At 50.4% G+C, this 18,322-nt stretch carries 15 protein-coding genes and 2 tRNA genes; 14 read left to right on the forward strand and 3 right to left on the reverse strand.

Features of this window, described 5'->3' with window-relative positions:
• Positions 1 to 10: 10 nt before the first annotated feature.
• Positions 11 to 3,004 carry a carbohydrate binding domain-containing protein gene (locus NST99_RS10445; RefSeq protein ID WP_341091472.1) on the forward strand — a complete coding sequence of 998 codons (2,994 nt, stop codon included), beginning with the start codon at positions 11 to 13 and terminating at the stop codon, positions 3,002 to 3,004.
• Positions 3,005 to 3,132: 128 nt separating this feature from the next.
• Here the strand turns inward: NST99_RS10445 and NST99_RS10450 are convergent, their stop codons facing one another.
• Positions 3,133 to 4,155 carry a LacI family DNA-binding transcriptional regulator gene (locus NST99_RS10450; protein WP_341091475.1) on the reverse strand — a complete coding sequence of 341 codons (1,023 nt, stop codon included), beginning with the start codon at positions 4,153 to 4,155 and terminating at the stop codon, positions 3,133 to 3,135.
• A 201-nt stretch (positions 4,156 to 4,356) separates the two neighbouring features.
• Between NST99_RS10450 and pnpS the strand changes: the two genes are divergently transcribed.
• From pnpS to NST99_RS10495, 9 genes are all read left to right on the forward strand, one after another.
• Positions 4,357 to 6,150, forward strand: coding sequence for a two-component system histidine kinase PnpS (gene pnpS, locus NST99_RS10455; RefSeq protein ID WP_341091476.1), 1,794 nt, complete (start codon positions 4,357 to 4,359; stop codon positions 6,148 to 6,150).
• 204 nt (positions 6,151 to 6,354) lie between these two features.
• Complete coding sequence (locus NST99_RS10460) at positions 6,355 to 7,083, forward strand: response regulator transcription factor (protein WP_038588964.1); 729 nt, start codon at positions 6,355 to 6,357, stop codon at positions 7,081 to 7,083.
• A 179-nt stretch (positions 7,084 to 7,262) separates the two neighbouring features.
• Positions 7,263 to 8,018, forward strand: a complete 756-nt coding sequence (pstB, locus tag NST99_RS10465; protein ID WP_038588967.1) for a phosphate ABC transporter ATP-binding protein PstB — start codon at positions 7,263 to 7,265, stop codon at positions 8,016 to 8,018.
• 69 nt (positions 8,019 to 8,087) lie between these two features.
• Positions 8,088 to 8,747, forward strand: coding sequence for a phosphate signaling complex protein PhoU (phoU, locus tag NST99_RS10470; protein ID WP_341091477.1), 660 nt, complete (start codon positions 8,088 to 8,090; stop codon positions 8,745 to 8,747).
• A gap of 319 nt (positions 8,748 to 9,066) precedes the next feature.
• Positions 9,067 to 11,730, forward strand: coding sequence for a DNA polymerase I (polA, locus tag NST99_RS10475; RefSeq protein ID WP_341091478.1), 2,664 nt, complete (start codon positions 9,067 to 9,069; stop codon positions 11,728 to 11,730).
• 51 nt (positions 11,731 to 11,781) lie between these two features.
• A complete protein-coding gene (gene mutM, locus NST99_RS10480) occupies positions 11,782 to 12,621 on the forward strand; it encodes a DNA-formamidopyrimidine glycosylase (protein ID WP_341091479.1) in 840 nt (279 codons plus the stop codon).
• Between the two features lie 188 nt (positions 12,622 to 12,809).
• Positions 12,810 to 13,565 carry a manganese efflux pump gene (locus NST99_RS10485; RefSeq protein WP_341091480.1) on the forward strand — a complete coding sequence of 252 codons (756 nt, stop codon included), beginning with the start codon at positions 12,810 to 12,812 and terminating at the stop codon, positions 13,563 to 13,565.
• A 9-nt stretch (positions 13,566 to 13,574) separates the two neighbouring features.
• Positions 13,575 to 14,168 carry a dephospho-CoA kinase gene (gene coaE / locus NST99_RS10490; RefSeq protein ID WP_341091481.1) on the forward strand — a complete coding sequence of 198 codons (594 nt, stop codon included), beginning with the start codon at positions 13,575 to 13,577 and terminating at the stop codon, positions 14,166 to 14,168.
• Positions 14,168 to 14,731, forward strand: a complete 564-nt coding sequence (locus NST99_RS10495) for a lytic transglycosylase domain-containing protein (protein ID WP_340899886.1) — start codon at positions 14,168 to 14,170, stop codon at positions 14,729 to 14,731. The genes coaE and NST99_RS10495 overlap by 1 nt, the downstream gene beginning before the upstream one ends.
• A 94-nt stretch (positions 14,732 to 14,825) precedes the next feature.
• Here NST99_RS10495 and NST99_RS10500 read toward each other — a convergent pair whose 3' ends face one another.
• The gene (locus NST99_RS10500) at positions 14,826 to 15,044 is read right to left on the reverse strand and encodes an alpha/beta-type small acid-soluble spore protein (protein ID WP_038588982.1); all 219 of its coding nucleotides are present in this window, start codon (positions 15,042 to 15,044) and stop codon (positions 14,826 to 14,828) included.
• A gap of 162 nt (positions 15,045 to 15,206) precedes the next feature.
• On the opposite strand from NST99_RS10500, the gene nrdR reads away from it, so the two are divergent.
• The 3 genes from nrdR to NST99_RS10515 all read left to right on the forward strand — a co-directional run bounded on the left by nrdR (position 15,207) and on the right by NST99_RS10515 (position 16,010).
• Positions 15,207 to 15,683 carry a transcriptional regulator NrdR gene (gene nrdR, locus NST99_RS10505; protein WP_038599232.1) on the forward strand — a complete coding sequence of 159 codons (477 nt, stop codon included), beginning with the start codon at positions 15,207 to 15,209 and terminating at the stop codon, positions 15,681 to 15,683.
• Between the two features lie 168 nt (positions 15,684 to 15,851).
• Positions 15,852 to 15,927 (forward strand) — tRNA-Ala (locus NST99_RS10510).
• Positions 15,928 to 15,937: 10 nt separating this feature from the next.
• Positions 15,938 to 16,010 (forward strand) — tRNA-Lys (locus NST99_RS10515).
• A gap of 183 nt (positions 16,011 to 16,193) precedes the next feature.
• On the opposite strand, the gene NST99_RS10520 is transcribed toward NST99_RS10515, so the two are convergent.
• Positions 16,194 to 16,586, reverse strand: a complete 393-nt coding sequence (locus tag NST99_RS10520; RefSeq protein WP_074107374.1) for a MerR family transcriptional regulator — start codon at positions 16,584 to 16,586, stop codon at positions 16,194 to 16,196.
• 91 nt (positions 16,587 to 16,677) lie between these two features.
• On the opposite strand from NST99_RS10520, the gene NST99_RS10525 reads away from it, so the two are divergent.
• On the forward strand, positions 16,678 to 17,514 hold the full coding sequence (locus NST99_RS10525; protein WP_341091484.1) for an oxidoreductase: 837 nt from the start codon (positions 16,678 to 16,680) through the stop codon (positions 17,512 to 17,514).
• Positions 17,515 to 18,322 lie beyond the last annotated feature (808 nt).

Here is an 18,322-nt window from a genome sequence, read left to right on the forward strand (position 1 = left end):
GGAGATGAGAATGAAACGTAAACCATGGCTTATTCCCGTTCTAATCACGTCCATTGTTCTTTCGATCACGATGAATTTATTTGTGGTCCCGCCGTCGAAGGTTGAAGCAGCAAGCATAGGCACCGTCACCGAGAATGATACGATTTATCAGATTATGGTTGACCGCTTTAATGATGGGGATACATCCAATAATGCCACCGGTGCAGCAATCCGTTACGGGGAGAACTCGGATGAAGATTTCCGATACATGAAGGGGGGCGACTGGCAGGGGGTTATCGACAAGCTTCCCTATATTCATAACATGGGATATACGGCAATCTGGATTTCTCCGGTCGCTGAACCACAAATGACGAACCGCGAGAACAACGGCACCGGGAAAAACACGGCCTACCATGGATACAACGTGAAAAACCCGAATGCTGCCAACCCGTATTTCGGGACTAAAGAAAAACTTAAGGAGCTTGTGGACAGTGCCCATGCTCTGGGAATAAAAGTGATTATTGATGTTGTGCCGAACCATATTGGGGACTACATGCTTGGCAGTCAGGCGTATTATGATATACCGGCATTGCAGCCGGCCGCCCCTTTTAATAATACATCCTGGTATCATCATAACGGGGATATCAACTGGTCGCTGGCCGACGGAAGATATGATCAGTGGGCTCAGGACTACCTGGAGAATCATGATCTCGGCGGGCTGGATGATATCGATTTCGATGTTCCGGCGGCCAAGCAGGCTGTGTTCAATTCTATCAAGGGCTGGTTTGATTATACCGGAGCGGATGGCGCCCGTGTCGATGCAGCCAAGCTGATAAAGCCTACGGACATTGGAGAGCTGGAGGATTTGCTTGGCGTCAATACCTTCGGCGAGAACTTTGACGGCAATGCCGAATTTGTCTCCCGCTGGGTAGGCAGCAGCAAGGAATGGGGGATGCTCGACTTCCCGTTATTTTTCTCCGTGCTGAACAGCTTCGCCTACGGTCAGTCTTTCGAGTCCAACATCAAAAGCACGCTGGCGCTCGATTCCCTTTACAATGGAAATGCCAACCATATGGTCACCTTTATAGATAATCATGACCGCAACCGTTTCCTGACGGAAGCCGGAGGAAACGTCGAGAAGCTGCAAAATGCATTGTCCTTTATTTTCACTGTTCGCGGAACCCCGGTGGTCTTCCAGGGCACAGAGCAGAATAAGGGCAACGGCAACGGCCAGATTATGACCGGGGGAATCGCCGATACCTGGAACCGCTGGTCGATGGTGAAGCGGGATGCAGGCGGCAATGTGATTCAGAACTATTTTAATGAAGACGCGAGTACCTTCAAGCATATCGCCAAGCTGAATGAAATCCGCAAAAATAACCCGGCCCTGCGCACCGGCACCCAGCGTGAAATGTGGTCTGCCCAGAACCTGTACGCGTTCTCGCGCCGCATTGACACCGGAGCCAATGTCGGCCAGGAGGTCATCTCTGTATTCAGCAATGCCTCGAACGGTTCGCAGACCATCACTATCCCGCTGCGCGCTGAAAGCACATTGACTGCTGGAACGGTTCTGCTGAACCAGTTCAATACGGCTGACAAAGTGACAGTGCAAGCGGGAGGAGTAACGGGCAAGCAAATCACAGTAACTGTGGGCGCAAATACAGCCAAAGTCTACTCCAAAACACAGCCTGTTTCAGAAAACGAACCTCCGTCTGTGCCAACCAATGTGACAGCGACTGTGCAAAATGCTTCCAGTGTACTGGTAAGCTGGACAGCGTCCACGGACAATGTTGGGGTAGCCGGATATGAGGTTTACCGCAATGGGGTCAAGGTTGGGACTACTACTACCCCTTCTTATACGGATAACGGGTTAGCGGGTAATACCAGCTATTCTTATACAATAAAAGCTTTTGATGCCGCATCCAACCTTTCGGGATTCAGCTTAGCCGCTCTTGTTGTTACACCTGCGGGGAACAATGTGACGATCTACTATAAGCAGGGCTATGCCACACCGTATATCCATTACCGTCCGGTCGGAGGGACCTGGACGACGGCACCTGGTGTAGCCATACCAGCAGCCGAGGTGGCAGGCTACAACAAAATAACGGTCAATATCGGCGCTGCCACCCAGCTTGAGGCTGTCTTCAACAACGGAAGCGGCACATGGGACAGCAACGGTGGCAGCAATTATTTCTTCGGCACCGGCACCTGGACCTATACGCCGACCGGAAATATCCAATCCGGCGGACCAGTGACGCCAACAGCAACACCAACAGGAACGCCAACAGCAACACCAACAGCCACACCAACAGCAACACCAACAGCCACACCAACAGCCACACCGACGGTGACGCCAACACCAACGCCGACTGCAACAGCAACAGCAACGCCAACAGCAACGGTGACACCAACAGCGACACCTGTGGGCAATACGGCAACGATCTATTACAAGAATGCAGCTTTCAGCAATTCCTATATCCATTACAAGCTGGACGGTTCAACGACCTGGACGACCACGCCAGGCGTGCAGATGGAGTCATCCTCCTATGCGGGTTATAAAGTACTAGAGGTTCCGCTGGGCAATGCGGCGGGTCTGACCGCTGCTTTTAATAATGGCAGCGGCACATGGGACAGCAACGGCGGCAACAATTATCACTTTGGTGCGGGTAGCTCGAGTCTGGTGAACGGCAGCCTGACGGCCGGAGAACCGCAGGCCGACAGCGTGACGTTCCGGGTCAGTGTGCCGGGTACTACGCCTGCAAGCGGACCGGTGTATCTGACCGGCTCCTTTAACAGCTGGAACGCGGCGGACCCTGCTTACCAGCTGACCAAAGGAAGCGACGGAGTATATTCGATTACGCTCAGCCTGCCTGCAGGAACTGCTGTGCAGTATAAGCTGACCCGCGGAAGCTGGGCGGCCGTAGAAACCGCCTCAGGCGGTACGGACATCGCCAACCGGACACTGACACCGGCAGGCGGAGCGCAGACAGTCACGCTGACTGTGCAGCGCTGGAAGGATCAATAGCAGCCATTAAATCTGTGCCACACTAATTGGTTTCCAAATGGATGTTTATAAACAAGGAGCGGCTCCCCGGGAGGCCGCTCCTTGTTTTAAGTTCCGCAAACTTAAGCTCAGAACAGTTCATGGCTAGGCTAATTCCGGACAACATGTCTTAACGTGGATTCCCGGGCAATAAGCTCCGGCTCCAGCAGCAGCTGCCGTGATCCCGTATTTTTGCCCTGGATAAGATCCATCAGCCATTGGCCGGAGGTTACCCCAAGCTTGAAGGTATCTATATTCAATGAGGTCAGGGGAGGTGTAGTGTATCGGGAGAAAGGATATTCATCAAAAGCGGCCACACCGAGCTGTGCGGGGATTTCGATGTCCAGCTCGCGGGCGGCTCTTAGCACGCCGAAGGCAACATAATTGGTCATACATACGATGCAGTCGGGCCGGTCACTACCCTGCAGAAGCTGCATGGCGGCGCGGTAGCCTTCATACTCGTCGGCTTGCCCATTCACAATTAATCTTTCCGGGGCGGACCCGCCTGCCTGGTTCAAAGCCTTAAGATAGCCGTTTAAGCGGGAAGTGAAGATTCGCTCATGCGGCTCTCCGCCAATGAAAGCGGGCTGGGAGTAACCCTGCTCCAGCAGGTGGCGTGTCAGTATTCTGCCGCCGGCTTCATTATCGAAATCGACCCAGCTGGCCGGATCGTTGCTTTCGCCTATGGAGATGTAGGGAAATTCAAGCTGATCGAGCTGCGCGGACAGTTCTTCCGTCAGCACTGAATTGTTGGCGATAATTCCGTCGACGCGCTGATTGTAAACCAGTCTGTTCAGGAAATCTCCCTCTTCATCATTATGCTGCACATTGCAGAGAGTCAGCTCATATTTCAGCGGACCGATCACGCTCTCTATTCCACCTATAATGTTATAGAAGAATTGATTCAGAAATTCACTTCCTTTGGACATGTCAACCAGCAGCCCCACGGTATTACTGCTTTGTCTGGCAAGTCCGGTGGCGATACTGCTCGGGGTATAGTTCATTTGCTTCATAATTTCACGGACTCTGCGTTTGGTGTCCTGCGAAATTTTGGGAGAATCGTTCAGTACCTTGGAGACAGTGGACTTGGCAACATTGGCGGCTTTTGCAACATCCGAAATCGTTACTTTCATTAGATTTCCCTTTCGAATTTAACAGGTTTTGTAATGATAATACCATAAATCGGGTGGAGCCTTAATGTTTTACGTCTCTGCTGGCAGCACATGCTGTCCTATTTTTACACTGCGTTGATAATTGCCTGGAGAACTGGTGTTTTAGCGAAAATGGAGGTAGGATGTTCTCAATGACATAATGATAAGGAAGAGGATTTTTACATGAAACCGTTTCGTATCCGGCTTACCTTTATACTGATGACTATGATCGGGATTTCCATGATCGGTGCCGGACTTACCATGGCCCAATTGTTTAAGGATTCCCATATTGCGGCCCTGGAGGAAAACATGTCCCGGGAAATAAAACTGCTCTCCGGAACTCTTCAGTTTGTCGATATGAACAGCTCCGGCGCATTGAATTTCTATACGGACCAGGCCAAGCATATCTCTAAGCTGACCAATTCCCGGATCACCTTCATTACCAAGGACGGCAAGGTTATCGGCGATTCGGAGAAGGATCCGCTGCAAATGGATAATCACTCCACCCGCGAGGAGGAAGTGCTGGCCGCCAAGGAAGGAATCGGACGGGCGATCCGTTATAGTGATACACTCGACCGGCAAATGCTGTATGTAGCCGGAGCTGTGGTCTCTGATCAGGGGTTCGACGGTTATATCCGGCTCTCTATGGAGCTGAACGCTGTGACGGAAGGACTCAGCCGGGCTTGGCTGATTATGGCAGGGGGGCTGGTTCTGCTGTTTATTGCAGCAACCCTAGTGAGCTATAAGGTGGCTTCAAGTATGACCTCTCCGCTGGAGCAGATTACGCGAGTGGCCCGGCGTATTACCGACCTGGATTATGATGCCCGGGTGCCGATGAAGCGCAAGGATGAGATCGGTCAGCTTGCTACAGCAATCAATGCGATGGCCGACAGCCTGCAGACCCAGCTGAAGACGATCCGTGATAACGAGGATTTGCTGCAGAGCGTGCTGGATAATATGACCGGCGGCATTGTGATGATCAATGCGGAGGGCGAGATCGCGCTGCTGAACCGGGCATCGGAACGTCTGCTGGATGTGAAGAACAGTGAAATGGCCGGTTATTCCTACAAGGAAATTAAGCATCATTATGAGCTTACCCGATTGATTGACGAGGGAGTTACCCGTAAGGAGGCGATCCACGAGGAGCGGAGCATTTATAACCCGGCTGAGCGGATCGTCCGGCTTGACGGTGTGCCGATGATGCAGGATGGCTCTTACCGGGGCATGCTGTTCCTGCTGCAGGAGGTGACGGAAATCCGCCGTCTGGAGAAGATGCGCAGTGAGTTCGTGGCCAACGTCTCACATGAGCTGAAGACACCTGTGGCTGCGGTAAAAGGGTTTGCCGAGACCCTGCTTGGAGGCGGCGTTACGGATGAGAAGACGGCACGTTCTTTCCTGCAGATTATTTATGATGAGAATGAACGGTTGAACCGGTTAATCGGAGATATTCTGGAATTGTCCAAAATCGAATCAAAGCGCGTGCAGCTCGAATGCTCTCCTGTCCATTTAATTGAATTTTTTGATTCCGTACTGGGGACGCTCAGCAAAGTGGCAGAGAAGAAAAAAATCAGCCTCAGTGCAAATGTGCCGAATGAGCTGTTCGTGGAGGGTGACGAAGACAAGCTGCGCCAGATCTTTATGAATCTGCTCTCCAATGCAATCAATTACACGCATGATGGGGGAAGTGTGAAAGTAACCGTCGTCAACGGCCATAAACCGGACGGCACGGAAACGGTTGTCTTTACCGTCAGCGATACCGGCATGGGCATTCCCCGCAAGGATTTGCCGCGGATTTTTGAACGCTTTTACCGGGTGGATAAGGCAAGATCGAGAAGCTCCGGCGGAACCGGCCTCGGATTGTCAATCGTGAAGCATCTGGTGGAGCTGCATCGCGGTTCGATTACGGTGGAGAGTGATCTCGGCATCGGCAGCTCGTTTATTCTGGAATTGCCGTTGCTGCAGGAGCAGGCAGAATAGGATGAGGCCCCGTTTACAGCTGGACACACTCCCGGAAGTGCGTTTTCAAATTTGCTAGTGAGGCCTTCAAGGTTTACTATGGAATTGAATTCTTTTTAATAATTCAGAAGTCTTTGAGATTTTACACCGAGTTAACATTCCGGTGATATGATGGGCTTGCGAACTGATTTGTAAATTTAAAAACATATGAAGACGGGGGAACCTATGGCACAACGATTGCTTGTCATTGAAGACGAACCGACGCTGGCACGGCTGCTGTCCTATAATTTGACGCAGGAAGGTTATGAAGTGACGGTGGAGGATCATGGAACGGCAGGATATGACCGTGCGACTAGAGAACCTTTTGACCTGATCGTACTGGACCTCATGCTTCCGGGAATGAACGGGATTGATATTCTTGATAAACTGCGCGGACAAGGCATCCGTACGCCTGTTATCGTGCTGACTGCCAAAAATGCCGAAGAGGATGTAGTCCGCGGCCTGAAATCCGGTGCTGATGATTATATAACCAAACCTTTTGGTGTATCGGAATTGCTTGCCCGGGTCAGCGCAGTACTCCGGCGGATCTCCGGACTTGCCGAAGAAGTCCAGCCGGAAGCTGTTGTATCGGCATCGACGATTATTCTGGGACAGCTGGAGATTTACCCTGAACGGTATGAGGTTTCTCTGGGCGGAGTCAGTATTAATCTGCGGCCGAAGGAATTTGAAGTGCTGCTGTATCTAGCTCGCAAGCCGGGTGTGGTACTGACGCGCGACGATTTGATGAATGCCGTATGGGGCTTTGATTATATCGGCGGACAGCGGACGGTGGATGTCCACGTCAGCTCACTGCGCAAGAAACTGGAGCTTGATCCGGAATCGGTCCATATTGATTCGATTCGCGGTGTAGGTTACAAACTGGTAGTTAGCAAGAAAAGAGCGCCTGTCATTTGAAATGACGGTGTTCTTTTTTTAAAATACACAAAGAATTGAAATAATAAGCTCATCGGCATTTCGTGAACACGGGACGATCGCCACCGATTTTACACTGCGTTAACAATTCTCTTCAACTGTATTTACACTGAAAGCTTATCATGGGGAACGAAGATGATGAGAAGGAGACGCAAAAACTAATGAAATCCATCATTGACATAGAGAAACTTGATCTCTACTATGAGTCTTTTCATGCACTGAAGGCTGTGGATCTGCAGATTCCGGAGAAACAGGTGACAGCTTTTATCGGTCCCTCCGGCTGTGGTAAATCTACACTACTGCGCACACTAAACCGTATGAACGACATGATTCCCGGAACACGTATTGAAGGTAAAGTGAACATCAGCGGCAAAAATATTTACAGCGACGAGGTTGAGGTGGAGAGCCTGCGAAAGCAGGTCGGCATGGTATTCCAGCAGCCTAATCCATTTCCCAAGTCGATCTACGACAATGTGGCCTACGGCCCCCGTCTCCATGGTGTCCGCGCCAAAGCGGAGCTGGACGAACTCGTAGAACAAAGTCTGCGGCAATCCGCGCTTTGGGAGGAAGTTAAGGATTTTCTGAAGAAATCTGCACTTAGCCTGTCCGGTGGACAGCAGCAGCGTCTTTGCATTGCCAGAGCGCTTGCGGTACAACCGGATATTCTGCTGATGGATGAGGCAACCTCCGCGCTTGACCCGGTATCCACACTGAAGATTGAGGAACTGGTGCAGGAGCTGCGCGATAAGTACACCATTGTTATGGTCACACATAATATGCATCAGGCGGCCCGGGTTTCGGGCAAAACCGTGTTTTTCCTGAATGGTGTAATTGTAGAAGCTGCAGATACGGAACTGTTGTTCTCCAATCCAAAGGACTCCCGCACAGAAGACTATATATCCGGCCGCTTCGGCTAATCCCCCGCAGGGACCCGTTTCTTGGAACTGACTAGCAGACCATACGTTTTGAGGAGGAACGCTTTTATTATGATTCGCAGAAAAGAATTCGATAAAGATCTGGAAGAGCTGCGCAGTCTGCTGCAGCAGATGGGCGAGCATGTAACGGATGCTCTGGAAGGTGCAATTGTAGCTTTGCAGACTCTTGACATCGTACGTGCACAAGAAATCGTCAAAGCCGATTTACGGCTGAATGCCATGGAAGACAGAATAATGGAAATCGGTTCGCGGCTGATTATCACCCAGCAGCCCGTAGCCAAGGACCTGCGCCGAATTATTGTTGCGTTCAAAATATCCAGCGATCTGGAGCGTATGGGCGATTTGGCACTGGATGTAGCGAAGGTTACGCTGCGCATTCAGGGCCAGCAATTGATCAAACCGCTGGTGGATATCCCGCGGATGGCTGAAATTGTGGCCGTCATGATCGACGAGGCGATTCAATCCTATCTGGATGAGAACACCGATCTGGCATACAAGATGGCTCAGGATGATGACCAGGTCGATCATTTGTACAGCGCAACGATTAATGAGCTGTACACTTATATGGTCGAAAAGCCGGAATCGCTGAATCAGGCGATGCTGTTGACGCTGGTTGGACGCTATATCGAGCGGATTGCCGATCACGCCACCAACATCGGCGAAAGCGTGGTATATCTCGTAACAGGCAAGCGCCCGGATCTGAATCAATAACGATGGCACGATATATCCGGTGCTGGCTGACCTTGTACATCAGCCCCGGATGAAATTCGCGTGTACCTACTAAGCAGCAAGCTCCTGTACTGGAGGCTTGCTGCTTTTTTTCATTTTTATTTAGAAGCTAAGCGGTTTTAGCAAGGGGAAGAATGGAAATCCTACATTAAATACATTAATACGGCGCTTCCGCTAATTAGCGGGCAGGAACTTGCTTTACCGTTAGAATCCGCAGTTCATTTCAGATGTCCTGGTTCTTTTTTGAGCGGGGCATATGTTACTATGTAGGGAGTAAGCAAGATAAAGGCGAGGTGCTATAGTGGACAAGTTGATACTAATCGATGGAAATAACATCATTTATCGCGCATTTTTCGCCATGCCGCCGCTGACGAATACGGCGGGGCAGCAGACAAATGCGGTATACGGATTTACGACGATGCTGCTGCGTCTAATAGAGGAGCATAAGCCTAGTCATCTGATCGTTGCATTCGATGCCGGGAAGATTACATTCCGGCATGAAGGGTATGAAGATTATAAGGGCGGCCGTCAAAAGACACCGCCGGAGCTCTCCGAGCAGTTTCCGATGCTGAAGGACCTGCTGCGTGATATGGGGGTGCCGCAGTTTGAGATTTCCGGTTACGAAGCTGACGATATTATCGGCAGCATCTCGCGTGAGGCTGATGAAGCCGGACGCCAGGTAATGATCGTGTCCGGGGACAAGGACATGCTGCAGCTGGCCTCGGAGTATACGACGGTGGCACTGGTCCGTAAGGGAGTTACAGAAGTCGAGCTGTACGGACCGCAGCAAATCCGCGAGAAATACGATCTGACGCCGGAGCAGATCATTGACCTTAAGGGGCTGATGGGCGATGCCAGTGATAACATCCCCGGAGTGCCTGGCGTAGGCGAGAAGACTGCACTTAAGCTGCTGCACCAGTTCGGTTCGGTCGAAGGTGTGTTGGCCGGAACCGGCGAGCTGAAGGGCAAGATGAAAGAGAAGCTGGAGGAACATGCGGACAGTGCCGTGATGAGCAAGAAGCTGGCGACGATTTACCGCGAGGTTCCGCTGGAGCATGCCTGGGAGGATATGGAGTTCGCCGGAATTAAAGGGGATACTGCCGGCCCGGCACTCGCCAAGCTGGAATTCAAATCCCTGCTTGAGCGTCTGTCGCTGAGCGCTTATTCGTCCAGCAGTGATGGAGCTGTAGAAGCGGTTGAAGCTGCCGTCCTGGATATTACCATCGTCGGTGAAAGTGAACTGGAGGACTTGATCTCCGCTCTCCCGGGTATTTCCGCGCTGCATGTGGAATCAAACGGTGAGAACCCGCACCGAGCAGAAGTGATTGGCCTTGGGTTGTCTTCGCCGGAGCGGCATTACTTCGTGCCGTTTGCACTGCTGCAGAGCCATGCCGCAGCTCCGCTGCGGGCCTGGCTGGGAGACAGCAAGGCACCGAAGAGCGGTTACGATCTGCACCGCGCCGATCTGGCGCTGCATTGGCAGGGGATTCCTTTTGCAGGAGCAGCCAATGATGTGCAGCTTGCTGCTTATCTGCTGGACCCGACAGAAGCGAATCAGAACTTGAATGATCTTACCGCCAAATACGGCCTGCCCCGCTTATCACCAGATGAAGAGGTGTTCGGCAAAGGCGCCAAATATAAAATACCGGAGCTTGAAATCCTCGGCAATCATGTGGCGCGCAAAAGCGCTACCGTGCTTGGTATCGTCGAGAAGCAGCAGCAGGAGCTGACCGAGACAGCAATGACCGGACTGTTCGAAGATCTCGAGATGCCGCTGTCGCGCATTCTTGCCGATATGGAAAAACAGGGAATTGCCGTCAATAAAGAAGATCTTAAAGAGCTGGGGAAAGAATTCGAAGCCCAGATTTCCAAGCTGGTTGCTGAAATCTACGAGATATGCGGAACCGAGTTCAACCTCAATTCGCCTAAGCAGCTCGGGGAAATTCTGTTTGTGAAGCTGGGCCTGCCTGTCGTCAAGAAGACCAAAACAGGATATTCCACCGATGCCGAGGTGCTGGAGAAACTGGCCCCATATCATGATGTGGTGCGTCTGATCCTGCAATACCGCTCGATCGCCAAGCTCCAGTCCACCTATGTTGAGGGGCTGCTCAAGGAAGTCTCCGAGGTGACCGGCAAGGTGCATACCTTTTACCGGCAGACCATTGCCGCAACTGGAAGGCTTAGCAGCCAATTTCCGAACCTGCAGAACATTCCGATCCGGCTGGAGGAAGGCCGCAAGATCCGCAAGGTCTTTGTACCGTCCGAACCGGGCTGGTCCATTCTGGCGGCAGATTACTCGCAGATCGAACTCCGCGTGCTGGCACATATTTCCGGTGACGAGCGGATGAAGGAAGCTTTTCTGCATGATATGGATATTCACACCAAGACAGCGATGGATGTGTTCGGAGTCACGGCCGACCAGGTCGACAGCAACATGCGCCGGTCCGCCAAGGCGGTTAACTTCGGCATTGTGTACGGCATCAGTGACTACGGACTGTCGCAGAACCTGGGGATTTCCCGCAAGGAAGCATCACATTTTATTGAGCAGTACTTTGAAGTATATGAGGGTGTACGCCGCTACATGGACGATATCGTGCTTGATGCCCGCAAGCAGGGTTATGTAACCACGCTGCTGGAACGCCGCCGCTATCTGCCGGAGATCAATGCGAAGAACTTTAATCTGCGCTCCTTTGCCGAACGTACGGCGATGAATACCCCAATTCAAGGGACGGCTGCGGACATTATCAAGCTGGCCATGGTCCATATGGATAAGGCGCTGTATGAGCGCGGGCTGAAGAGCCGCATGCTGCTGCAGGTGCACGATGAACTTGTCTTCGAGGTGCCGGAAGATGAGCTTGAGCTGATGAAGGAACTGCTGCCCGAGGTTATGGCCGGCGCGCTCACGCTCTCTGTGCCGCTGAAGGCAGAGGTAAGTTATGGAAGTAACTGGTATGAGGCGAAATAGACTCCCCGCAGCCCCGGCAATTCCGGTATAATGGAGGAGAGGTGAGCTATTATGCCGGAATTGCCGGAAGTAGAAACAGTCAAGAGAACACTTAATGAATTAATTAAAGGCAAGCAGATACAGAATGTCACCGTCCGGTTGCCGCGGATTATCCAGCGTCCGGACGATACTCAGGCTTTTGCCCATATGCTGGCAGGCCATAGCGTGGTTCATGTGGAGCGCAGAGGCAAGTTTCTGCGTTTTGTATTTGACGGTTTGGTAATGGTCTCCCATCTGCGGATGGAGGGCCGGTACGGTCTTTTCCAGGGTGATGAGCCGCTGGACAAGCATACACATGTCATCTTCCATTTCACCGACGGCACCGAGCTGCGTTACACGGATGTGCGTCAATTTGGTACCATGCATTTGTTCCAGCCGGGTGAGGATCTTCTCCTTAAGCCGCTGAGTAAGCTGGGGCAGGAGCCGCTTGATCCTTCCTTTACAGTGGAGAGGTTCAAGGAAATTGTCTCCGGCAGAAACACCAAAATCAAGCCGCTGCTGCTGAATCAGGAATATGTGGTCGGCATCGGTAATATTTATGTAGATGAGGCGCTGCACCGCGCCGGAATTCACCCTGAGGTGAGCGCGAAGGCGCTTACGGAAGAGCAGTTGAACAAGCTGCATCATGCGATTGTGGCAACGCTGACTGAGGCGGTGAATGCCGGAGGCTCCTCTGTGAAGTCGTATGTCAACGGCCAGGGAGAAAGCGGCAGCTACCAGCAGCAATTGCTCATTTACGGACGTAAGGACCAGCCCTGCGCGACCTGCGGCACTCTTATCGAGAAGAGTGTTGTAGGCGGCCGGGGCACTCATATTTGCCCAAGCTGCCAGCCTTTTGGCTGCGGCAGTTAAGTAGGGCATTGCACTAGAGCAAGAGATGATTTACAGGCATTATACACCTCTGCTGTTCATGCTGCTGCAAAAGTAAGGCACCGACAGTCTGTCCCGCCCATATACTGTGTGAAGAATGCTCAATAAAGCGAACGGAGCCCGCGGAACGTTCCGCACGGGCTGCCGGTTCTTCACGGGAGGGATTGCGGGTGCTCAGCCCCTTGTTTTCATTGCTGCTGCTGGCTTTTGCCCTGAGCTTGGACGGTTTTGGTGTAGGCATTACATATGGACTCCGCAAAATGAAAATACCGCTGCTCTCCATTATGATTATCTCGCTCTGCTCGGGGGTAGTCATTTGTGTCTCTATGCAGGTCGGTGTGCTGCTGGCGAAGGTGATTTCACCGCAGGCCGCTTCAAGCATCGGCGCAATTATTCTGGTCCTGATGGGCTGCTGGTCCCTCGTCCAGATGTTGATCCAGAAGGAGAAGGAGCACAATCCGCGAGGGCGGGAGACAGGAGCGGTACTGCTGCCGGGTGTGGCTTCCATGGGGAAGGCTGCAACTGCTGACCTTGCAGATACGACTGCGGATTGTGTGAGTGAGATCGAAAAAGATGCGCAGAAGTTGGCAGTCTTTTCACTGGAGCTCCGCCATCTCGGGGTGGTCATCCAGATTCTCCGTACGCCGTCTTCGGCCGATATGGACGCCTCCGGGAGCATTTCCTCCATGGAAGCGATGCTGCTCGGAATAGCACTGTCGCTGGATGCTTTCGGAGCAGGTCTCGGGGCTGCACTGCTGGGATTCAGTCCGGTATCCACCTCGCTTATGATCGCCCTGTTCAGCGGAACCTTTCTGCTGCTGGGCATGAGAACAGGCCTTAAGCTGTCTGGTCGTTACTGGATGAAGCATGCTGCTGTACTGCCTGCGTTAATGTTAATTGCAATGGGAATAATGAAGCTATTATGAGGTGAGTACATGATTATGGGCTTAACCGGAGGCATTGCTTCCGGAAAAAGCACCGTGTCCGCACTGTTTGTGGAAAAGGGAGCAAGACTCGTGGACGCTGATGCCATCGCCAGAGAAGTCATGCTCCCGGGACATCCGGTGCTGGCTGCAGCTGTGCTGCATTTTGGGGAAGGAATCTTGCTGCCGGATGGAACACTGAACCGCACCAAGCTGGGGGAGATCGTTTTTCATGATCCGGAAGCCCTGCAGGTACTGAATCAGTTGACGCATCCGGCGATTCGCCAGGAAATCAAAAAACGTATGAACACAATGGAACAAGAAGACCCGCAGCGATTGACTATTGTAGATATCCCTCTGCTGTATGAATCGGGGCTGGACAACCTTTTCGGGCAAATTGTGGTCGTCTATGTTCCCCGGGAGGTCCAGTTGGACCGGCTGATGGAGCGCAACGGGCTGTCTCTGGAGCAGGCCCAAGGAAGACTGGATGCCCAGTTGGATATTGAACTGAAGCGCCGCAGAGCGGACTACATCATCGACAACAGCGGTACTCTTGCCCAGACTGAGCAGCAGGTTGCCGTATTGTGGGACAGGCTGGGCCTATGATGAAATGGCTGCGTAAAAAAAGAGTGCTGCTCCTGTTATTCGTTGGATTCACTGCAATCCTGTTCTTGAGTACCAACTGGATGTCCTGGTTTTATCCGATTTATTATAAAGCAGAAATTCGTGAGCACAGTATTACCTACGATATGGACCCGTTCCTTGTGGCAGCCATCATCCGGGTGGAAACGAACTATAAGACCGGCCGGGAGTCCAAAAAAGGCGCATTGGGACTCATGCAGCTGATGCCGGATACGGCGAAGTGGGCACTTGAAAAGGCCAAGCTTCCGGATGTCTCGCTGCAACAATTGAAGAGGGAGCCATCGGCCAACATTGAGCTTGGAACCTGGTATTTGTCATCACTTTCCCGCCAGTTTGATGGCAACCGTACCGCTGTGATCGCAGCCTATAACGCAGGCCCCGGGAAAGTGAAGAGCTGGCTGGAAAAAGGCAATTGGGACGGTACAGCGGCTTCCGTGAAGGATATCCCGTTTGGCGAGACCCGGCATTATGTGCAGCGAGTCATTTATTACTACGACCAGTACACGGAGATTTACAGCGAGTTCTAAGGGAGAAGACTGAGACTGTATTTGTACGAAAAAGAAGCATTAAACAGCCTTGAGGGCCGTTTAATACTTCTTTAGGCAAGCTTATGGGGACAGGTTATTTGTATTGACCTGCCAGTGATTGCTCAGCCAGGGTTACAAGACGTTTAGTGATGTAACCACCGATCGAACCGTTTTCGTAAGAAGTTTTATTGCCTTGGTATCCATCTGGGGAGAGCGTGATACCTAGTTCTTGGGCAACTTCATATTTCAGTTGTTCCAAGGCACCGCGTGAATTTGGAGCTACCAGGTTATTGGAGCTGTTGTTTTGGCTCATTGCTGTTCACCTCCTATCGGTTGGTAACAGTATTATGTGCTGGACATGGCATATTCATAACAACAAATAAACGGTGTTTTCTGGAAAAAAGAGCTACTGGTAGCCGGCGTATTGCCGGACCGGAAAGCGACCATTAATACAAAAGGAAGTGACTTGAGGCTTATGAAATGCCCTTACTGCGATCACACGAATACGAAAGTGCTTGACTCGCGTCCGGCCAACGAGAATAAGTCCATCCGGCGCAGGCGGGAATGTGAGCGCTGCAGCAAGCGGTTTACAACCTTTGAGATGATTGAAGAAACTCCGCTGATCGTGATCAAAAAAGACGGCAGCCGCGAAGAATTCAGCCGCGACAAAATCCTGCGCGGCCTTATCCGTGCCTGCGAGAAACGTCCCGTCTCCGTAGAGCGTCTGGAGTCTATTGTCTCCGAGGTGGAGAAGTCATTGCGTGGCATCGCCTTAGCCGAAGTGGAGAGCCGCCAGATTGGCGAGCTGGTTATGGAGCAGCTCTACCCTGTCGATGAGGTCGCTTACGTCCGCTTCGCCTCCGTGTACCGCCAGTTCAAGGATATCAACATGTTTATGAAGGAACTGAAGGGACTGCTCTCTAAAAACACCGAGGAGTTTGAGGGGTTGTAGAAGCAATTTGCACCCCCAAAAACTTTTTTTGAAAAAGTGTTGACACCGAAGGCGATTTTTTATATTATATAGAAGTCGCCTACGGAACTTAAACATGACGAAGCGATGGGAGCTAACAGCTCAGTCCGGATTTTAGAATACATAGTTGTAGTTCTAAATCAGCCACATGGGGCCATAGCTCAGCTGGGAGAGCGCATCGCTGGCAGCGATGAGGTCAGGGGTTCGATCCCCCTTGGCTCCACCAAATTTCATATGGACTCTTAGCTCAGTTGGTAGAGCAGTAGACTCTTAATCTATTTGTCCAGGGTTCGAGCCCCTGAGAGTCCATCCTAAAGAAACGGCAGAAATGCCGTTTCTTTGCTGTTTCGGGAAGCGGGAGGATGAAGCAGAAGCGGGGAACACAGATCTGTTTAAAACCACTGGTTCATTTCTTCTTAGAATTTCACAAAACGTTTGTTTAATGAACAGTTGGGACAATCCATTTTTCATACCACTTGTGTCTTTCAACTTTCATATGTGAGGATTCCAAATTATATTTTCTTCACCCTCTTTAATAGCTTGTTGATAATAATTAACTTTTTTTCGTAGCAACATAATTTGTTGTGTGACTTCTTGAAGGTAATCTTCTGCCAATAATTGTTGATCTCTTATGATGTTATAGCGTTCTTCCACTGTATCTGAACCCTGTTCGCATAAATCGATGTATTGTTTGATATTCTCAAGCGACATACCTGTCATGCGCAGTGCTTTGACGATTTCAACATATTCCACGTCCTTTGAGGAAAAAAGACGTACATTCTGATGATTTCTGATTATATTTGGAAATAGCTCTTTTTTAGCATAGAACCTTACAGTATGGGGAGATAACCCTGTAAAATTTGCTACCTCATTAATGGTGTACATGATATGCTTCCTTTCTCTTGACTGAGAGTAACTCTCAGGTTGTATATTTATCATAACTTATAAATGCTTGATAGAGAAAGGATAATGATTGGTGGAAAATAAGGTATGGTTTGTTACGGGAGCTTCGACTGGACTAGGGAAAGCCATAGTTTTAGAGCTAATAGCTAAAAAGTGCAAAGTAGTAGCAACATCGCGTAATCCGCTAGACATAGAACTTTACCTGCCTGGCGCTCAGGAGAATGACAATCTTTTGGTTTTACCGTTAGACGTCACAAACAGTCAGCACATTAAAAGTGTTGTTGAAGCAACCAAGCAAAAGTTTGGCGGAATTGATGTTCTTGTTAATAACGCAGGTTATGCCTACTTCTCACCTGTTGAAAATGCTGATGATGAGCAAATTGAAAATATGTTTGCTGTTAATTTCTGGGGAGTCAAGCACATGATAGATCATGTGCTACCAATTATGAGAGAGCAAAAGAGCGGAACTATTTTAAATATATCTTCTCTAGGCGGTTTACGTGCATTTGCAGGTTTCGGATACTATCATGCCACTAAGTTCGCTTTAGAAGGCTTTTCCGAAAGTTTAAGTCAAGAAGTTAAGCCTCTAGGAATTAATATTTCCTTGGTAGAACCAGGGGATTTTAACACGGATTTTGCAAGCAGATCTGCAACTGAAAATGAAAATATTATTGAAGCATATCAAGCAACGGCAGGTGAAAATATCAAAAACCTTAGAGAATTATCTGGACACCAGCCGGGAGACCCTAACAAAGCTGCCAAGGTAATATATGATCTGGTGAATCGTGGTGATGTTCCTTTGCGAATTCTTTTAGGGAGTGATGCCTATCAGCGGGCAATGGAAAAGTTAACGGGTATGCAAAAGTTATTTTCGACCTACCATGATATAACAATTAGCACCGATTATTAAAAGTAATGGGGGGAGTTCCTAAAGCCATGAATGGCTGGTTGGGATGCCCTCGTTTTTTACACAGGTCGACGTGAGCGCTTGGTGTGGACATTCCGCGAACGGGACCGGTGTTCCAATCGCTGACATGAACGAGACTGTCAAACGCAATTGTAGATAATTAGAAGATACTGCAACGGGTTCTGGGAACCTACAGACCGCCTTGTGATGGAAAGCATGTAATCCATAAGGCGGTCTTTGTCCTGTCTTCAGATTGTTTCGGGTTCGCTCTGAGGAAGGATAATTAGTCACCAGAAGCGGCTTTGAAGGCGGCATCCAAGACGACGGTCTGCTCTTGTGCAGAGAAGTTAGTGACTACAATCAGCATTTCATCATTTAGCGTCTGCTGATAGTCGAAAACATCGGGATGCTCCTCAAGCAGTAGTCTGTAATCACTGTACTGTAAAAAATAACTTCGTACCGTTTACGCAACCGGAAATTCACAGTAGTAGTACCATGAACATTACAACAGCTTGGCTTAAAAACAGCCTCCATCTTTCAAAATGACGCCGTGGAGCGAATTCCAGAATATAGGGACATCGGATTCGGTGTGAATTAGTCCTTGTTCTTGCGCGTTGCTGATCATGGTTAATCATTGCCTCATGGCGTTTACAGTACGGCGCATGCTTCCTCGTCGAGCTTGTGGAGATTTTCAGTATTTTGCATGCGACCTTCTCGGTAGGTTTTCAACTTTCGTTACCAGGAATTGTATACAGTTGTCCTTCCTTCACTTGTCAATAAACGATGGAGCTCAAAGATCATATTGACTTTC

It is taken from the genome of Paenibacillus sp. FSL L8-0470 (genome assembly GCF_038008625.1).
GTDB lineage: Bacteria > Bacillota > Bacilli > Paenibacillales > Paenibacillaceae > Paenibacillus_AQ.

What these genes read in the sequence shown, in the direction of transcription:
- NST99_RS10445 (WP_341091472.1), top strand. Translation starts at nt 11, where the DNA reads ATGAAACGTAAACCATGGCTTATTCCCGTTCTAATCACGTCCATTGTT.
- NST99_RS10450 (WP_341091475.1), bottom strand. Translation starts at nt 4,155, where the DNA reads ATGAAAGTAACGATTTCGGATGTTGCAAAAGCCGCCAATGTTGCCAAG.
- pnpS (WP_341091476.1), top strand. Translation starts at nt 4,357, where the DNA reads ATGAAACCGTTTCGTATCCGGCTTACCTTTATACTGATGACTATGATC.
- NST99_RS10460 (WP_038588964.1), top strand. Translation starts at nt 6,355, where the DNA reads ATGGCACAACGATTGCTTGTCATTGAAGACGAACCGACGCTGGCACGG.
- pstB (WP_038588967.1), top strand. Translation starts at nt 7,263, where the DNA reads ATGAAATCCATCATTGACATAGAGAAACTTGATCTCTACTATGAGTCT.
- phoU (WP_341091477.1), top strand. Translation starts at nt 8,088, where the DNA reads ATGATTCGCAGAAAAGAATTCGATAAAGATCTGGAAGAGCTGCGCAGT.
- mutM (WP_341091479.1), top strand. Translation starts at nt 11,782, where the DNA reads ATGCCGGAATTGCCGGAAGTAGAAACAGTCAAGAGAACACTTAATGAA.
- coaE (WP_341091481.1), top strand. Translation starts at nt 13,575, where the DNA reads ATGATTATGGGCTTAACCGGAGGCATTGCTTCCGGAAAAAGCACCGTG.
- NST99_RS10495 (WP_340899886.1), top strand. Translation starts at nt 14,168, where the DNA reads ATGAAATGGCTGCGTAAAAAAAGAGTGCTGCTCCTGTTATTCGTTGGA.
- NST99_RS10500 (WP_038588982.1), bottom strand. Translation starts at nt 15,044, where the DNA reads ATGAGCCAAAACAACAGCTCCAATAACCTGGTAGCTCCAAATTCACGC.
- nrdR (WP_038599232.1), top strand. Translation starts at nt 15,207, where the DNA reads ATGAAATGCCCTTACTGCGATCACACGAATACGAAAGTGCTTGACTCG.
- NST99_RS10520 (WP_074107374.1), bottom strand. Translation starts at nt 16,586, where the DNA reads ATGTACACCATTAATGAGGTAGCAAATTTTACAGGGTTATCTCCCCAT.